The organism is Thiomicrospira microaerophila (genome assembly GCF_023278225.1).
Lineage (GTDB): Bacteria > Pseudomonadota > Gammaproteobacteria > Thiomicrospirales > Thiomicrospiraceae > Thiomicrospira > Thiomicrospira microaerophila_A.
Map to the genome: position 1 here is coordinate 2,341,535 of NZ_CP070959.1, position 15,857 is coordinate 2,357,391.

The following is a 15,857-nucleotide window of genomic DNA, read 5'->3' on the forward strand; positions in this document are numbered from 1 at the left end:
TATAAAAAATATTTTATAACACAGCTTTAAAATATTTTTATCGTTCTAGTTAAATAACGTTTATTACTGGCGAATAAACTCAGCAACTGCTACCGCACTATCCTCATTATAAAAATCCATGAAGAAATGATCGGCACCGTCAATGGTCACCGTTTGCACCTTGGCCAAATCGCCTAATGCTTCAATCGCGCCGGGTAAATCAGCCACCACATCATCGTCTGAGCCAATAATCACCAAGGTCGGTTTTTTAGCCGATTTTAGTAAGGTTGGGGTATCAAATTGCGGCTTAATGTCATAATAATCGACAAACGCCGCCGCGGTTACCTGCGCATCTTGGCAGTAAATAAAATCAATGCCTTGCATTAACGCATCACCTTTACCGGCACGAATCTGCTGTTGCGCTTGGCTTAAAATCGGTGCAATCGGTTTGCCAAAACTTGCTTCGTAGCTTTCATGCGATTGTTGTGCGCCAGTGGCCGGTGCCCATAACACCACATTCGCAATCGAATCACGATCACGCTCGGTCGCAAACCAAGCGATTTGATTGCCGCCGCGAGAATGCCCCATCAAGGTAACCTGCTGCGCGCCCTGCTGCTCTAACCAATCCAGCCACACGCCTACTTCATCGAGCGCATCAGTGTGTTTGTGGGTATGCGGTACGGCGCAATCGTACTCGCCATCACGGTCATTCAAACCCAAGGATAAATTAATCGATAGCGAGCTAATACCTTGTTCAGCCAAATTTTGCTGCAGCGCCATATAGGTCGAACGCCCTTTATGCGTCAAAGTGCCATGTAGCAGCAGCACAAATTCATCGCTGTAGCTTTTGCCATCAGCCATTTCTAAATTGGCATTCAGGGTTTTACCCTGCCAGGTTTGTTTGATTTCTTCAGCATTGACCAGGCCTGCAAATGCCAAACTGCTCGCTAATAAGCTAGACATAAGGGTTTGTTTTAAACCCTGTTTCATCCGATTTTTCATAGTCTCCTCCTACAGAGATGGGTTAAGCTTTATTTTGTTTTAATAGTTAAACTGATTTAAACCGTTTTATGCGGCTGCAAGGCTAAGTATACCCATAATCCGGATAAAAACATCATGCCGCCGACAAAGTAAAACGGCCAAACGACTGAGCTGGTGTAGAAAGCCAGCAAGCCCATTAACAAGGCACCCGCCGCATAACCAAAGTCACGCCAAAAACGATAGACGCCCAACAGACCTGCGCGTTGTTTAGGCTGGCTGTAATCCGCCACCGCGGCACCGAGCGTTGGGTAAAGCATCGCCATACCGAAACCCATAAAGGCGGCTAACACTGACCAGGCAGCAACCGAATCCACCCAGACAAAGGTTATGCTGGTCAGCGCACACAGCCAAAAACCGCCGACAATCAAAGCACGACGACCAAACTTATCGGACGCCGGACCGGTAATCAGTTGCGACGCGCCCCACACCACGCCATAAACAGCAATAATGCCACTGGCTTGCACTAGCGTTTGGGTTTGCGACAATAAATACACCGGCATAAAAATCCACACCAGCGCATCAATAAACTTTTCCACCAGGCCTGCTTGATTCAGCGCAACCATTTGTTTGTGCTGAAAGGTGCCGACTTTAAACGCCTGCGCCAGCGTTTGCTTTTCACCATCATCGCCATACTGGTCGTTATGTTGCTGTTGATGCAAATTTGACCAAGGTCGGGTATCCAATACTTTCCATAAGGCTAACAACAAGCCGACTAAAATCACGACTAAACCGAACCCGAGTAATGCATCACGCGCACCATAAATTTCGGCCAAGTAGGCGGTTAACCAACCGGCTATACCCACAGCGGCATAACCGGAAAACTCATTCAGACCGTTGATTAAACCTTTTTGATTGGTTTTAGCGAGATCAAGCTTGCTATTCAGTGCCATCGACCAACACAAGCCTTGGTTTAAGCCGAGAAACACCATTGCCCACACAATCCACCACCAACTCTGGGCGTAAAAAATCAAAAAGGGCACCGGTAAGGCCAACAACCAGCCAATCACCAATAATCGGCGACGACCATAGTGTTCACTTAAATGCCCGGCCACCAAATTCATGCTGGCCTTTACCAAGCCAAACACCAAGACAAACATCACCAGGCTCATAAAGGCTTGCGCCGCCAAACCAAACTCCGTTTCTGCCAGGCCTGGAACCACTGTGCGCGTCATCCCCAGCGCCAAACCGACCAAAAAGACTTGAATCAGTTGCTGACTGATTTGTGATAGATTGGCTTTTATACCGTGTTTAATCTGTGTGTGCATCAATCTGCCCTTAATATTCAACTAAGTGGTTGAATATTAGCCGACAAGATCGTATAGTGTCAATTCCAAATGTAAAATTAACCCGAGGTTGCACTATGTTTCTATTCCAACACACACCCGATTCTGAACCCGGTTCCTTGTCTTATTTGCTGTATTGTGTCGGCCAAGGCAAAGCGATTGCGGTCGATGTCCACACCTCAGAAGTCGATCTCTACTTAGAAAAGGCGGCGCAAAAAGGCGTTACGATTAGCCATGTGGTCGATACCCATGTGCATGCCGATCACTTTACCGGCGGCCTTGAACTCGCCAAGCGTGCCGGGGGCGAATACTGTTTGTTTAAGGACTCACCGGCGCAGTGCGATTTTACCCCCTTGGCGGATGGTCAAGTGATTAAAGCCGGTAATGTTCACGCTCAGGTTTTGCATACGCCCGGTCATACCGAAGACAGCATTTGTTTACTGGTGACCGACAAATCCCGCTGTGACGAACCTTGGTTTTTAGTCAGTGGTCATACCTTATTTGTCGGCAGTGTCGGCCGCCCTGATTTGCGCGGACGCGAACAAGAAATGGTTGAAAAACTCTATGATTCGATTCATAACAAACTCTTGGTGTTGCCCGACTATATGGAAATACTACCTGGCGCGCAAGCGGGAAGTGTTTGCGGCGCAGGCATTAGCGGTAAACCGGTTTCCACCATCGGTTTTGAAAAACGCCACAACCCCACCCTAAGCATGAGCCGCGAAGACTTTAAAAAAACCGTACTCGGCGCGATGCTGCCCTACCCCGAAGGTATGGACAAAATCATCGCATTTAATGCCAATCCGGCATTTAAATAAACTGGTGTATAATCGCGTTCATGGCGAATTCTCTTAAATACAATTTGTTTGATCAGTTGGCGCAGGTCAGTAAGGCGCTGGGGCATGCGAATCGGCTGATGATTTTGGATGTGCTGGTGCAAACCGAGTGCGACGTGGATACCTTGCATCAAAAACTCGGCTTGAGTATTGCCAATGTCTCCAAACACCTGCAAACCCTAAAACAAGCAGGCCTGGTGGGTAGCCAACGCCAGGGTCAACGTATTGTCTATGCGCTGAGTGATCCCAGTGTATTTCGTTTGATTGTCAGTTTACGTGAAGTGACCGAATCGCAACTGGATTCGATGCAAACCCTGTTATTAACTCATTTACAACCCAACACGCCATTTGAACCGATTTCGCTTAAAGCCTTAAAAGACATCAAACAACCCTATACGCTGCTGGATGTGCGCCCGGAAGACGAATATGCCGCCGGTCATATTCCGCAGGCGATTAATATCCCGATTGAACAACTGGCGCATAAACTGCCGGAACTCGACACGGATCGCACCTTAATTGTCTATTGTCGCGGCCCCTATTGCATGTGGTCGCAACAGGCGCTCGATCAATTGCAGCAACACGGCATTCAGGCCAAACGCCTGGCCGAGGGCTATCCGGAATGGCAAGCTTACCGCCATGCTCTCTGACAGCCTAATCCACTCGCTGAATAACAGCTTAAATCAAACGCTCGAACTCCAAAACATCACTCCGGTCGCCGGCGGCGATATTCACCAGGCCTGGTTACTCGAAACAAGCCAAGCAAAACTGTTTTTAAAACTTAATCGCGCACAATCCGCCCCGGTGTTTGCCGCAGAAGCCTGGGCATTACAGCATATTCAGCAAAGCCAAACCATTCGTTGTCCTCAGGTTATCGCCCTGGGCCAAACCGACCAGCAGGCCTGGTTGTTAATGGAATATATAGCCTTGTCTGGGCGGGGCGATGATTTTAAACGAGGTCAAGCCTTAGCGGCGATGCATCAAACGCAGCATAGCCAATTTGGTTGGGAGCAGGATAACTTTATTGGTCACACCCCACAGCGCAATACTTGGACGCAAGAATGGCTGGATTTTTATCGCCAGCAACGTCTTGAACCGCAACTAGCCCTTGCCAAACAACAGGGAGCTAGCCAGCGGCTAATCGAAAAAGGACAACAACTGGCCGAAAACCTAGCGGTGTTTTTTGAACACTACCAGCCAGTACCGTCTTTATTACATGGCGATTTATGGGCAGGAAATAGCGCCTTTTCAGCCCAAGGCGAGCCGGTTATTTACGACCCCGCCAGCTATTATGGCGACCGCGAAACCGATATTGCCATGACTGAATTATTTGGTGGCTTTAGCCCAGCTTTTTATCAAGGTTACAACCAGGCCTGGCCGTTAGATGCCAGCTATCAACAACGCAAACCGCTTTATAACCTGTACCATATTCTCAATCACTTCAACCTATTCGGCGGTCACTATCAACACCAAGCCGAACAGCTTATAACGCAGTTATTAGCCAACCGATAGCGCAAAGAGCACTGGGTATCACAATAAAACTTATGAGGTTATATAAAAAACTTTGATTTTATTGTTCAAACTAAAAACCCTACACTTTGAACAGAAATTGAAAAATATTCAAAAATTATGAACGTGTCATCAAAGGAGTTGGGTATGAAAGAAACATCTTGGATAAACTTACCGAGTCTGTCTTTATCGGTTAAAGCCCTATTTACGGGTTATATTCTGGTTGTAGGGGTAGGATTATTAATGGCAGGGCTGCAAATACTGCTTTCACACGGTATGGCGGATGGCAAACCGGGATTATCCATTGATGACATTGTTTACAGTTATCATGGAAACAGAACAGGCTCAACCCTTGAAGCCAAACTTCACGGCTCAATGAAAGACATGGCTCCCAACGAACAAAAACTTGTGCTAATCAAATGGGCGCGTGATGGCGCACCGGAAGAACAATGGGAACCGATTATCAAGCCGATTACGCAACAGTATTGCGTCGCTTGTCACTCAACCATGCCTGGATTGGCTGATTTCACTAAACTCAGCGAAATGCAACGTATTGCAGAAGTGGATACCGGCAAAGCCTTGTCAACACTCACCAGACTCTCCCACATCCACTTATTTGGCATTTCGTTTATCTTCTTTTTTGTCGGTTTGATCTTCTCGCTAGCGGTTGGGTTTAAACCCTGGGTTAAGGCGTTGATTATCTTTACCCCGTTTGCCTTCTTGATTGTTGATATTGCAGCCTGGTGGCTCACCAAACTCAGTCCTGGTTTTGCATGGTTCGTGATGATTGGCGGCATAGGTTACAGTATCGCGGCAGCAATCATGCTGTTTACATCGCTATACCAAATGTGGATTATGCCTTTGCGTGGTCAAACCTCAGATCAAAACGCTTGGTTATCTGAAAAATAATAATAAAAATTAAGGCTTTGCAAACACCAATTTGCAAAGCCTTCTAATCACCTATCCCCCCTTTTAAAACCATCTAATTCCTTAAACTTAATAAGGACTTAGGTCTAATAACCCAGCTATAAACTAGGTTTATCCATTCATAAAACTTATATTTCCTTATAAAAAGTATTGATTTTTCTTGTTCACAAAATTTCTCTAGAATCGAATTGTGCAAAAATAATTTAAGAGCCCTAGATGCAGAGAAAAGCCTAATTAAAAGCTTTGGTCTGTAATACCAAGGGCCACTCATCATAGGATTAAAGAATATGGCCTGGAAATTTCCACAACTCACACGCCGCGCTTTTTTACAAACCACTGCCGCTACCGCTGTTATAGGTGTTGTCGGCTCGTCAAAAATGGCCACGGCAAGCTTACCTTCATGGTCGGATTTAAAGTTCGCAAAAAAACAACGCCATGAAATGGAAGAAAAAATCTCATTTAGCGTTTGCAACTTCTGTTCCGGTCTTTGTAATGTCGAAGTGCGGACTCTGACCAACGGTGAACAATCGCGCATGGTTAAACTAGAAGGCAACCCGATTTCAAAAATGAATCGCGGTCGTCTTTGTGCACGCGGCCAGGCAGGCGTATTCCAAACCTATGATACCGACCGGATTAAAACCCCTTTAATACGCGTTGAAGGCTCTAAACGCGGTGAAATGAAATTTCGCAAAGCGACTTGGGAAGAAGCCTATGCCTATATTGCCAATAAATCCCAAAACCTCGATCCTTGGGAGTGGACCATCGTTGGCGGCTGGAGCACCTGCGTATTCTTCTTAAACCCACTGTTTGCCTTTGCACATGCGAACCGCACTCCTAACTTCTTAGCCTCACCGATGCAACACTGCGTCACCACCGGCGAATTAGGTACCGACTCTGTAACGGGCAACTTTAAACCCCACGGTGAAATCCTGCCTAACTATGACAATGCGCGCTATATCCTATTAGTCATCAATAACTCATCAATTGCCGGTGTCAACGTACCGCGTGCTGTTCAAGTCACCGAAGCCAAACAGCGCGGCGCTAAAATTGTCGCCCTCGACCCACGGGTTTCGGAAACCGTTGCCATTGCTGATGAATGGGTGCGTATTCGCCCCGGTACCGACTTAGATTTCATGCTGGCTTTGATTCGAGAAATCATGACCAAAGATTACTACGATGAAGCCTTCTGTAAAAAGCATACCGATCTTTCGTTCCTTCTCTATAACGACGAAGGTGAATGGCGTCCGATGCTAAATGAAAAAGGCGAACCGATGGTTTGGGATGGCTTTAGCCAATCGATTAAAACCGTGAATGCCTATTCCAACAACAACGATGTCGATGTAACAGGACAACCTATCAATCCATCTCTGCGTTTGCCTAGCAAAACTTTACAGGTAAATGGCAAAACCGTATCAACCGTGTTTGAAGCCCAGCTTGCAGAAATCGACCATTGCACCCCCGAATGGGCGGCACAAAGCACCACCATTGATGCTAAAACACTGGTTCGTATCGCCTATGAATTCACGCATATAAAACCCGCAATCATTGATCCGGGCTGGATGGGGGCGCGTTATAACAATATTCAAATGTTACGTCGTGCACAAGCGACCTTACAAACGCTAATCGGCGGAATTGATACGATTGGGGGTTGGGTGAACTCAGCTAAGTACCATAAAACTGCGGCAAAAATGCACGAAGCGCGGGTCGAAGGTAAAGCCATGGCGAATCCATTAACCAGCATGACCGGCTTACCGGGTTGGAAAGCTCAGGTCGATTTCTTCTCCAACGGCGATAATTTTGATCATGGTTATCCTGCGTGGAGTTTCGCCTTTTCGGAACAAGAAAAAGCGGCGGGGCGTCCCTATGTCTCAATTCCATTTATGGCGGACACGGGGCTGTATGAATCAGTGGAAGGCAAGCTATTGCATAACGGCAAGCCTTATAAAACCAAAGCTTTTTTAGCGGTTGGAGCCAACCCTGTGCATCACTATTTCCCGGCTGGACGCTGGAAAGAAATGCTATCCAGTGATCAGGTAGATCTTGTAGTGGCCGTCGATGTTTTACCCTCCGACACCACCGCCTATGCGGATGTGATATTGCCGGAATCCACCTACCTTGAACGCGATGAAATCGTGATTGGCAACAACGGAATCAGTCCTGACCTTAGCGTTACCACACGCTTTAAAGCCATAGACCCGTTATACGACACCAAATCCACTACCGATATTTTGTTTGAACTTACCCAAGCCATGTCAGGCGATGCCGGACTAGATCGTTTATACCAAAGTTTTGAAGTAATGGTAGGGCCAAAAGCTGAAATGGCCAAAAAACTGGTTCAAGAGTTTAAAGCAAAAAATGACCCGGCTCCCTACACCGCCGCATACCGCCAAATGGGGATGGCCGGCATGGCTCGTGCAGTGAAAACCACGCCGGAAAACCTAGAGCAAGTACTTAAAAAACAAGGCATCTACGAAGTAGAGTCGATGGAAAGCATGCTTGAAAAATATGCCATGCCTAGAAAAATTCCAGCCCTAACCACCTCAGGACGCCTAGAAATCTATTCAAGTTTCTACGATTCACTTCGCGTGGATGGCAAAACTCGCGCGCCTAACTTTAGTGTGCTCGCAACCGATATGCCTTCAGGCGTTCATGGCAATCAACGCTCGTTAAACAAACTAAAAGGCGACGAGTTTTACTTTACCTATGGTAAAACACCGACCGTTTCCCACGGTTCAACCAATGTTAATAATGCCGTATTACATGCCATTAACGTCTTTAAAGAAGACATTCATACCGGAATTTGGATTAACGACCAACGCGCCGGTGCACTTGGAATTAAAACCGGCGATGCTATTAAAGTGACCAATAACGAAACACCCAGTTTGTTTGTCACAGGCAAAGCCTATGTCACCAATCAAATCCATGAGGACACCGCGTTTATGTACTCCTCATTTGGTTCTAAAAACAAGAGCTTAACGCGAGCCGCCAACTTCGGAAGTGCGATCAACAATCTGATTGGCTATAAGGTGGACCCGGTTGTAGCAGGCTTCCGCTCGCAAGAGTTCACCATCAAAATTGAAAAAGTATAAGGAGTTAGGCTATGGCTCGATATGCAATGGTCATTGACCTAAATGCGTGCATAGGTTGTAACGCGTGTATGGCCGCGTGTGCCATCGATAATCAAACCCCATTTTGGTCTGGAAAATGGCGCACCACGGTAGAAGACATTTCCAGAGGCAATTCACCTGAATCGGCAATGCGTCAGTTTTTTCCACGCCTGTGTAATCACTGTGACAACCCGCCCTGTGTGACGGTCTGCCCAACCGGTGCCACATACAAAACCCTTGAAGGCATTGTGGTCGTCAAAGACGAAGTTTGTATGGGCTGTCAAGCTTGTACCCTAGCCTGCCCATATGATGCACGCTATGCGGTCAACTACAAAGACAACACTCAAAAGAAAACGGTATTTGGCGAAGAAACGCTGAAAAAAACCCGCCCATCGGTCGATAAATGTGACTTCTGCCGTGATCGCGTATTAGAAGGTCGTATGCCGGCTTGTGTTGAAACCTGCGTCGGTAACTCTAGAATGTTTGGTGATTTAGAAAACCCCAATGACGAGATTTCAAAAATTGTCGCCAGTGGACAGGCCAAACCTTTACTACCGCATTTGGGCACACGTCCGAATGTATTTTATATTCCGGTCAATAAACAGCGAATTCATCACCTACCCGACTCCGACGCACGCCGTCCTGAGCAACGCGCGGCGATAGAGTTATCTGAACAAATCACTGAACTCACCTAGGAGATAACAACATGACTTATGCAGTTCAAGTAGAGTGGAATTGGTTGGTCGCTGTCTATTTATTTTTAGGCGGCATGGGGGCGATGGTTATGGCTGTGTCAATTTTCGCCCATATTTACAAAATAGGAGGCAGCGATAACGGCCGCCTTGCTTGGTGGGGTAACTGGATTGGGATTCTGATGCTGGCAGTCGGTTCAGCTATGCTGTTTTACCACCTGTTAAACCATCTTGCTGTTTGGCGTGTACTGGTCGGGGTTTTCTATAAACCTGATGCCTGGATTGCCTGGGGTACTTGGTTTATTATTTTTGCGATGATCGGTGCCTTCTGGTACACCCTTCCTCTAACTCAAAAAATGCCTGTGTTCGAAAACTGGCGGATTTATCAATGGTTCAAAGGTTTATGCCAAAAATACCATAAAGCCATCGGCTGGTTTACTGCCATCAATGGCATATTAACCGCAGTCTATACCGGCTTGCTTTTGCAATCCTTTCCGGCTGTTTCCCTTTGGCACAACCCAGGTATTCCTGTACTCTTTACAGTATCGGCAACCTCAACGGCAATAGCGACCCTATTAATCGTACAATATACCATTCTGAAAAATGAACAGGATCGTGCCTTGCGCCATCTGTTCGAAAAAACCGATGCTTGGCTTATAGGTATTGAAATAATTATTATCTTTACCTTCCTCAACTACCTACTAATAGGTTCAGAAGGTGGTCGTGTAAGCTATGAATTGCTATGGGGCAATCCGCTTTGGGTATGGGGCTTTGTAGTGCTTGGATTGATTGTTCCGTTTATTATTGAAGTTGGCGTGCTGCTCAAACGCATCCCTTCCGGTGCGCTAACGGTCATTAGCGCGGCTGTACTGGTGTTAATGGGTGGTTATTTACTTCGCCACTTTATCCTTGCCGCCGGGGTTTATGAATACCCCTGGTAAACAAATAACTTAACATCTTAACGTTCAATGTTTCATGAATTTGCGCTGAGAATCAGCAGCGCAAGTTTGTGAAACAGATCGCTTAATCGATCCGATAAAGGAAAACCATGTCCGAACAAATTCAAGAACTCACCCTCCTGTCTGGCCTTCTCGCTGAACCCTGTGAAGAATCATTAGACGTTTTAGAAGAAGTGGCTGACTCGCTTGCTTGGCTAACGCCCGAAGCACTCGCAGAACTGCGCCAAACTCCGCTAACAGAATGGCAAGCCGAACACACAGGATTATTTGTTAGCGGCCACCCAAAAACGCCCTGTATGCCATTTGAATCAGTATGGCTTGAAGGCCAAATGATGGGTGAAGCCATGATGGCGATGAGCCAGCTCTACCAAGCGACCGGCTTTAAAGCTAACCCAGATCTGCCGGCTGACTTCTTAGGCACCCAGCTTCAATTCTTAGCACATTTAATTGAATATCACCGTGAAAACGAAAAACTGATGCATGAAGTCTTGCTTAATATGGGCAGTTGGATTCCAAAATTTGCAACCAGTGTTCGAATTCATGCCACGCTTAAACTCTACAAAGATTGGGCGAGTCGGCTCGAAGCGCTGTTTACGCTATGAATGCTTTAACCGAGCAAAACGGATTTATCATTAGTAACCTTGAGGCGGCGTTGTTGCCTGAACGGATTATTGAAGCTTTTAACCAGGTTTATTGCGACGATTTTTCTGACGCCTTTATGGGCGTCAATCACCGACTCAATACCGAAATACGCGGCTGGAAAGTCCAACAAAACTGGGCAAAAGGCGGCTTACTAACGCCTTGGATGTTAGCGATTGTTTACTTCCCACTGAATCAAACCGCGCTAAACGGCCTAACCTTGCCCGAAGAGTGGAAAGCAGCGGCTTGTGCGGAACAAGCCTATCAGGTAATAGGCCCACTCATGCCGTTAATGATTGAAGAAAAAGCCTATGCGACTCACCTAAACTTTCACCCCCAACTAGGACATTACTGGCTTCAACCCTTGGTGCAGAACATGGCGCGTTATGATGATAACCAAGCTGCGTTTGGCGCTTGGAACCAAGTCGTTGAGTTTCGCAAGGACGTTCGCGCACAAAAACAAGCCGAAGAAGCGGCTAAGGCCGTGCAAACAGAAAACCCTGAAACCACTGAACAACAGGAGGCGGTAAGCCGAAGAGCTGTATTAGCAAAATGGTTTACACCCAAAACAGAAACCTAATCGATAGGGCGTAAACGAGCAATCTTACCGCTGTCGGTACTGAAATAAACCAGGCCTGCTAGATCAACACTAAGTGAACGAATACGCTCATTTAAATCCGTTAACAACCGCTCTTCACTGATTGCTTTACCCTGCTCATTCAGCGTCACCCGATTTAAATGGCGTAAAGCCAAGGCGCCAGAAAATAACGAACCTTGCCACTGCGGAAAAGCTTCTCCCCGATAAACCAACAAACTACCCGGTGCAATCGATGGCGTAAACACCTTCACCGCATCAACCATACCGGGTTTACTCGTCACGCCAATCGCGCGATCTCCCCAATATTCTTTGCCTTGCGACACTAAAGGCCAACCATAGTTTTCACCCGGCTGAATTAAATTAATCTCATCACCGCCGCGCGGGCCATGTTCGTTTGACCACAAACGACCAGTTTGAAAATCAAACGCCATCCCCTGCGGATTACGATGACCAAAACTCCAAATCTCATCCAACACCGCGGGGTTATCGACAAACGGATTATCCTTCGGCACGCGACCATCTAAATGCAAGCGCATAATCGTACCAATATGATTAGCCGTGTTTTGACTTTGCTGCCGTTCACCACGATCACCGACGCCAAAAAACACATAACCTTGATCATCAAACGCAATCCGACTGCCAAAATGCTGACCGCTGCCGGTTGAGGATTCGCTAATCAACAAATCTTGCCAATTTTTCAATTGATTCAACCGCGCTAAATCCGGCAACTGCGCCCGTGCTAAAGCGGTTCGCGCACCAAATTCATCGGGATAACTATAGGTAAAATACAACCAGGCCTGGTTGTGGCCGTCATTGCGCAGAAATTTGACATCCAATAACCCGCCCTGCCCGATCGCCGCGACAGCAGGCAGGCCTGCTAACCAAGTCACTTGACCGGTTTGAATATCCAACACCCCCGCCTCACCCGAGCGCTGCGTAAACACCAGTTGATGCTCACTGACAAAATCCATCCCCCATACCACACCCAGCCCAGTTGCCAAATGTTCCACGTGAAACCTTTTGTCGGCATGCGCACTGAAAACCATCAAACTACTTAATAAAATGATTAAAAACCCACGCAACGTTACTCGTGTAAAACTAATATTCATAACAGCCTCAAATCCAATTTAATCTAAACTCATTCAGTTCGATTAATCATTATCGATGATCCATTGTTAAACCGGCTATTTGCATTCTAAGATTAGAAAACATTATTCAGCCTAGACTATATCTGAAGCCCCTATAAGCGGAAGCAATCTCTGTAATACTGAATTTAAAACGCCATCCTCTGCCTTAACAATGAATTGAGCTTTACGCTCTTTCCAAGATAGTGTTTGTACTAAACTGGAAGCGACGACAGAAGGCTTATCTAGATTATTCACAGGGACTTCCGTCAATCCTCCTCGAATACTTGAACTAACGGGGCAACAAATCAACAAGCCGGTCTGTTGATTATAAGCTTGGCTAGAAAGAACAAATGCAGGTCTGTATTTGCCTATTTCTTTACCTTTAGTCGGATCAAAGTCCAGCCAAATAATATCTCCCCTGTTAGGGATGTAACCAACACTCATTCAATCCATTCGCTGTCTAAAGTCGCTGAAACTAAATCGCTATGAACGGTATTAGGATTAAGACTGACCAGCAATTGTTCCTCTGTAAAAGGCAATGTGGCCAAAGTCGGTTGCACTTTTTTTACAGTAAAGCCATCCTCTGAAATCTCAACCCTTACAGGCGTATTTTGCTCAAAATGTGGAATATCCCTCATTAAGCCAGAAACCCTTAACCCAAGACCATTGCCCCATTTTTGGATTTTTGTATCAATTGCAAAACTCATTAGATCCTCATTTATATTGGCTAGCATCATGTTTATACATTGTATATATTAGTATTCTAATAAACAACTAGTTCTGCCTAGTTTTGTACAAACTGGAATTGACAACTGATTTGGTTGAACTGAAATCCAACCTTGAATGCATACAGTCAAATAACCAGGCCTGCCTCCAAATAGTTTGTTTTTATCAATCGCACTTTTTTCAATTATTAGTTCGTACAACCAGTCAAAATTTGTAACCAGTTTAGCCTTTAAATAAACATTCTTGGTTTTAAAATACTAAGCCCGTATTTTACGCGCTCTGAAATTGCTGATAAAGGGTTTCTAACTGGGGTATATGCCGATCATTTGAAACCAAGTCTAAACCGTGGTGTTTTGAAACAGCAAAATGGAAAATATCAAAATTGCGTTTATTGATATTACGTTCCGATGAGTTTTCCGCTTGGTTATAATCTAAACGAAATAAATCACTGGCTAACTCAGACACCTTACGCTCAATATCCAGCTCAAGAAAGCCATTCAAAACTTGTTTCATCGCCCTCAACTTTTCAGGCTCCGCCCAAGCGATGCCGCGTAAAACCTCATAGCGAATCAGTGACGTGATTACCAGCACAACCTCATTATCGTTTAGCAGGCCTGTCAACTCAGCTTTAGCACTCGCTTTCATTTCATCGGACGTTGTACCCTCTTGATCAAATACAGCCACAATCATATTGGTATCAAGCAATACTTTTCTCATGCTTGCCCCCCCGCCATCAATTCAAGCAACTGCTTTTTCGCTTTAGCTTGATCACTTGGCTCAACAAGATTTAACTTTTGCGCGTTCATATCAATGCCAAACACATCTTTCAAAATATCCACCATCGACGCATTCGCTGGCGAGCTAATTCGCTGTGTTTTAACGATACCCTCCTTATCGCGTTGCAAACGATACGCCTCGCCTTCTTTCAGTTGCGACAAAATCACCGAAGAATGCGTAGTGATATAAAACGTCGCATTCGGAAAAAGCGTTTTCAGCCTCGGAATAATCTTCGCTTACCACGACAAGTGCAAATGGCTTTCTATCTCATCAATAAACACCAGGCCTGGTACATGTTGCAATTGACGCTCATTCGTAAAGTAGCTAAACCCGGATACAATGCTTTGAATAATTTTTAAAATCGACATAAAGCCTGAACTTAGCTGACTGAGTTTTCTGGCCTGCCCATCAATTTTCAAACTGACGTTTTCATCACCGCTAATTTCCATAAACTGCGGATCAATCCGTGCATCTAGCTGATTCAAAAGTTGCAGCACCGTTTTAATCTCAACTTCACGATTATCTTCACGGCTTTGATAAGGATTCGACGACTGCGCAAGCGTCACAAACCACTGCTCAATATTCGCATTCATATTCAGGTTAGAAAAGTTCTGACTCATCCCGGCAAACAAACTTTTGATATAAGCTCTGTGGCGTTGCTCAAATGTTCCCTTTATCGGCTTAGCATTGCGAGACGGATCAATGAAACCACGGCTTTGCGACCCCAAGAAAATTAATGGCTGACGCACCGGATCAAACTCTTGTTTACGGGTATTTCGAAAGGTGTTTGCATTAAATGATGCATTTGGAACATCCCATTGATTAAAGCTTTTGAAAACCAATACACTCGGGTCCACCACCAACTTCAACCCAGCATTAAACGCTTGATGATGGATCAAAGCGTATTGAAACATCGCCTCCAACAGCTTGGTTTTCCCCACGCCATTTTCACCAATCACCACATAAGCGCGTTGCGCAGGTTCAAAATCAGCCGCAACTCGCCCTACACCTTTCAAGCCGTCTATATCCAGCTGGTCTAACGAAAATGTCATGGATACCCTCCAAATAGTCTATTTTAACTACGCCACTGTATATCAAGCTTTCGGTGAGAGTTCGCACAATCTTTTAGATACAAATTAATCAAGCTTTGGTAAGGAATCCCTACCTCTTCAGATAATGTTTTAAAGTAATCGATTACATCTTCGCCCAGCCGAATGGTGACCGGTTTTTTGAGTTTCGACGCATAAGGATTAGGCTTGGCTTTCATGGTTGAAAAATCATATTCGTCTTTCATTTTTTGTTTCCCCTGTAAAACTGTTTTTCCTTTGAGGTGGCTTTTCTTGCAGAAATAATTCTAATTTTTTCATTATGTTGACCACGCTCGCAATGAACAACAACGAGCAACCTTGATAAACTACTCCTGCCCAACAAAATAAAACGTTCTTCATCGCTTGCAAACTCATCCTCATATAAGGTTGCGAACTCATCATAGAAAACCGTTTTGGCTTCTTCGAACGTGATCGCATGCTTTAGTAGGTTTGAGTCGGCTTTTTGTTGATCCCATTCAAAACTTACCACAAGACCTCCATATTTACAACGTATTTACATTACCACCTGTGATTGCTAAAAATGCATCTTGTCAACATCGGCGTCAACCCAC

General features: G+C 45.5%; 19 protein-coding genes. 9 read left to right on the top strand and 10 right to left on the bottom strand.

What is annotated here, in order from left to right; genetic code table 11:
- Positions 1 to 63 precede the first annotated feature (63 nt).
- On the bottom strand, positions 64 to 981 hold the full coding sequence (locus JX580_RS11410) for an alpha/beta hydrolase (RefSeq protein ID WP_248850663.1): 918 nt from the start codon (positions 979 to 981) through the stop codon (positions 64 to 66).
- A gap of 56 nt (positions 982 to 1,037) precedes the next feature.
- The gene (locus tag JX580_RS11415; protein WP_248850664.1) at positions 1,038 to 2,285 is read right to left on the bottom strand and encodes an MFS transporter; all 1,248 of its coding nucleotides are present in this window, start codon (positions 2,283 to 2,285) and stop codon (positions 1,038 to 1,040) included.
- A gap of 95 nt (positions 2,286 to 2,380) precedes the next feature.
- On the opposite strand from JX580_RS11415, the gene JX580_RS11420 reads away from it, so the two are divergent.
- The 9 genes from JX580_RS11420 to hybE all read left to right on the top strand — a co-directional run bounded on the left by JX580_RS11420 (position 2,381) and on the right by hybE (position 11,549).
- Positions 2,381 to 3,121, top strand: coding sequence for an MBL fold metallo-hydrolase (locus JX580_RS11420; RefSeq protein ID WP_248850665.1), 741 nt, complete (start codon positions 2,381 to 2,383; stop codon positions 3,119 to 3,121).
- 20 nt (positions 3,122 to 3,141) lie between these two features.
- Positions 3,142 to 3,786, top strand: a complete 645-nt coding sequence (locus JX580_RS11425) for an ArsR/SmtB family transcription factor (protein WP_248850666.1) — start codon at positions 3,142 to 3,144, stop codon at positions 3,784 to 3,786.
- Positions 3,776 to 4,648: a fructosamine kinase family protein gene (locus JX580_RS11430; protein WP_248850667.1), complete on the top strand. Its 873-nt coding sequence runs from the start codon at positions 3,776 to 3,778 to the stop codon at positions 4,646 to 4,648. The genes JX580_RS11425 and JX580_RS11430 overlap by 11 nt, the downstream gene beginning before the upstream one ends.
- Before the next feature lie 144 nt (positions 4,649 to 4,792).
- On the top strand, positions 4,793 to 5,554 hold the full coding sequence (locus JX580_RS11435) for an elongation factor-1 alpha (RefSeq protein ID WP_248850668.1): 762 nt from the start codon (positions 4,793 to 4,795) through the stop codon (positions 5,552 to 5,554).
- Positions 5,555 to 5,859: 305 nt separating this feature from the next.
- The gene (locus JX580_RS11440) at positions 5,860 to 8,661 is read left to right on the top strand and encodes a molybdopterin-dependent oxidoreductase (RefSeq protein WP_248850669.1); all 2,802 of its coding nucleotides are present in this window, start codon (positions 5,860 to 5,862) and stop codon (positions 8,659 to 8,661) included.
- An 11-nt stretch (positions 8,662 to 8,672) separates the two neighbouring features.
- Positions 8,673 to 9,374, top strand: coding sequence for a 4Fe-4S dicluster domain-containing protein (locus JX580_RS11445; RefSeq protein WP_248850670.1), 702 nt, complete (start codon positions 8,673 to 8,675; stop codon positions 9,372 to 9,374).
- Between the two features lie 11 nt (positions 9,375 to 9,385).
- Complete coding sequence (gene nrfD, locus JX580_RS11450; RefSeq protein ID WP_248850671.1) at positions 9,386 to 10,312, top strand: NrfD/PsrC family molybdoenzyme membrane anchor subunit; 927 nt, start codon at positions 9,386 to 9,388, stop codon at positions 10,310 to 10,312.
- A 107-nt stretch (positions 10,313 to 10,419) separates the two neighbouring features.
- Complete coding sequence (locus JX580_RS11455; RefSeq protein ID WP_248850672.1) at positions 10,420 to 10,932, top strand: TorD/DmsD family molecular chaperone; 513 nt, start codon at positions 10,420 to 10,422, stop codon at positions 10,930 to 10,932.
- Positions 10,929 to 11,549, top strand: coding sequence for a [NiFe]-hydrogenase assembly chaperone HybE (gene hybE, locus JX580_RS11460; RefSeq protein ID WP_248850673.1), 621 nt, complete (start codon positions 10,929 to 10,931; stop codon positions 11,547 to 11,549). Before JX580_RS11455 ends, hybE begins: the two co-directional genes overlap by 4 nt.
- Here hybE and JX580_RS11465 read toward each other — a convergent pair.
- The 8 genes from JX580_RS11465 to JX580_RS11500 all read right to left on the bottom strand — a co-directional run bounded on the left by JX580_RS11465 (position 11,546) and on the right by JX580_RS11500 (position 15,775).
- The gene (locus JX580_RS11465; RefSeq protein ID WP_248850674.1) at positions 11,546 to 12,676 is read right to left on the bottom strand and encodes a PQQ-dependent sugar dehydrogenase; all 1,131 of its coding nucleotides are present in this window, start codon (positions 12,674 to 12,676) and stop codon (positions 11,546 to 11,548) included. The two genes, hybE and JX580_RS11465, sit on opposite strands and share 4 nt — an antisense overlap.
- Before the next feature lie 111 nt (positions 12,677 to 12,787).
- The gene (locus JX580_RS11470; protein ID WP_248850675.1) at positions 12,788 to 13,138 is read right to left on the bottom strand and encodes a type II toxin-antitoxin system PemK/MazF family toxin; all 351 of its coding nucleotides are present in this window, start codon (positions 13,136 to 13,138) and stop codon (positions 12,788 to 12,790) included.
- Entirely contained in the window at positions 13,135 to 13,401 is a 267-nt protein-coding gene (locus JX580_RS11475; protein ID WP_248850676.1) for an AbrB/MazE/SpoVT family DNA-binding domain-containing protein, read from the bottom strand. The genes JX580_RS11470 and JX580_RS11475 overlap by 4 nt, the downstream gene beginning before the upstream one ends.
- Positions 13,402 to 13,690: 289 nt before the next feature.
- Positions 13,691 to 14,137, bottom strand: coding sequence for a type II toxin-antitoxin system VapC family toxin (locus tag JX580_RS11480; protein ID WP_248850677.1), 447 nt, complete (start codon positions 14,135 to 14,137; stop codon positions 13,691 to 13,693).
- Positions 14,134 to 14,364: a hypothetical protein gene (locus tag JX580_RS11485; protein ID WP_248850678.1), complete on the bottom strand. Its 231-nt coding sequence runs from the start codon at positions 14,362 to 14,364 to the stop codon at positions 14,134 to 14,136. The genes JX580_RS11480 and JX580_RS11485 overlap by 4 nt, the downstream gene beginning before the upstream one ends.
- A 69-nt stretch (positions 14,365 to 14,433) precedes the next feature.
- The gene (locus JX580_RS11490; RefSeq protein WP_248850679.1) at positions 14,434 to 15,249 is read right to left on the bottom strand and encodes an AAA family ATPase; all 816 of its coding nucleotides are present in this window, start codon (positions 15,247 to 15,249) and stop codon (positions 14,434 to 14,436) included.
- Positions 15,250 to 15,272: 23 nt separating this feature from the next.
- A complete protein-coding gene (locus JX580_RS11495; protein WP_006459946.1) occupies positions 15,273 to 15,491 on the bottom strand; it encodes a BrnA antitoxin family protein in 219 nt (72 codons plus the stop codon).
- On the bottom strand, positions 15,488 to 15,775 hold the full coding sequence (locus JX580_RS11500) for a BrnT family toxin (protein WP_248850680.1): 288 nt from the start codon (positions 15,773 to 15,775) through the stop codon (positions 15,488 to 15,490). Before JX580_RS11500 ends, JX580_RS11495 begins: the two co-directional genes overlap by 4 nt.
- Positions 15,776 to 15,857 lie beyond the last annotated feature (82 nt).

Bases quoted from the DNA above. Each gene is read 5' to 3' on its own strand.
- JX580_RS11410 (WP_248850663.1), bottom strand. From the start codon at position 981: ATGAAAAATCGGATGAAACAGGGTTTAAAACAAACCCTTATGTCTAGC.
- JX580_RS11415 (WP_248850664.1), bottom strand. From the start codon at position 2,285: ATGCACACACAGATTAAACACGGTATAAAAGCCAATCTATCACAAATC.
- JX580_RS11420 (WP_248850665.1), top strand. From the start codon at position 2,381: ATGTTTCTATTCCAACACACACCCGATTCTGAACCCGGTTCCTTGTCT.
- JX580_RS11425 (WP_248850666.1), top strand. From the start codon at position 3,142: ATGGCGAATTCTCTTAAATACAATTTGTTTGATCAGTTGGCGCAGGTC.
- JX580_RS11430 (WP_248850667.1), top strand. From the start codon at position 3,776: ATGCTCTCTGACAGCCTAATCCACTCGCTGAATAACAGCTTAAATCAA.
- JX580_RS11435 (WP_248850668.1), top strand. From the start codon at position 4,793: ATGAAAGAAACATCTTGGATAAACTTACCGAGTCTGTCTTTATCGGTT.
- JX580_RS11440 (WP_248850669.1), top strand. From the start codon at position 5,860: ATGGCCTGGAAATTTCCACAACTCACACGCCGCGCTTTTTTACAAACC.
- JX580_RS11445 (WP_248850670.1), top strand. From the start codon at position 8,673: ATGGCTCGATATGCAATGGTCATTGACCTAAATGCGTGCATAGGTTGT.
- nrfD (WP_248850671.1), top strand. From the start codon at position 9,386: ATGACTTATGCAGTTCAAGTAGAGTGGAATTGGTTGGTCGCTGTCTAT.
- JX580_RS11455 (WP_248850672.1), top strand. From the start codon at position 10,420: ATGTCCGAACAAATTCAAGAACTCACCCTCCTGTCTGGCCTTCTCGCT.
- hybE (WP_248850673.1), top strand. From the start codon at position 10,929: ATGAATGCTTTAACCGAGCAAAACGGATTTATCATTAGTAACCTTGAG.
- JX580_RS11465 (WP_248850674.1), bottom strand. From the start codon at position 12,676: ATGAATATTAGTTTTACACGAGTAACGTTGCGTGGGTTTTTAATCATT.
- JX580_RS11470 (WP_248850675.1), bottom strand. From the start codon at position 13,138: ATGAGTGTTGGTTACATCCCTAACAGGGGAGATATTATTTGGCTGGAC.
- JX580_RS11475 (WP_248850676.1), bottom strand. From the start codon at position 13,401: ATGAGTTTTGCAATTGATACAAAAATCCAAAAATGGGGCAATGGTCTT.
- JX580_RS11480 (WP_248850677.1), bottom strand. From the start codon at position 14,137: ATGAGAAAAGTATTGCTTGATACCAATATGATTGTGGCTGTATTTGAT.
- JX580_RS11490 (WP_248850679.1), bottom strand. From the start codon at position 15,249: ATGACATTTTCGTTAGACCAGCTGGATATAGACGGCTTGAAAGGTGTA.
- JX580_RS11495 (WP_006459946.1), bottom strand. From the start codon at position 15,491: ATGAAAGACGAATATGATTTTTCAACCATGAAAGCCAAGCCTAATCCT.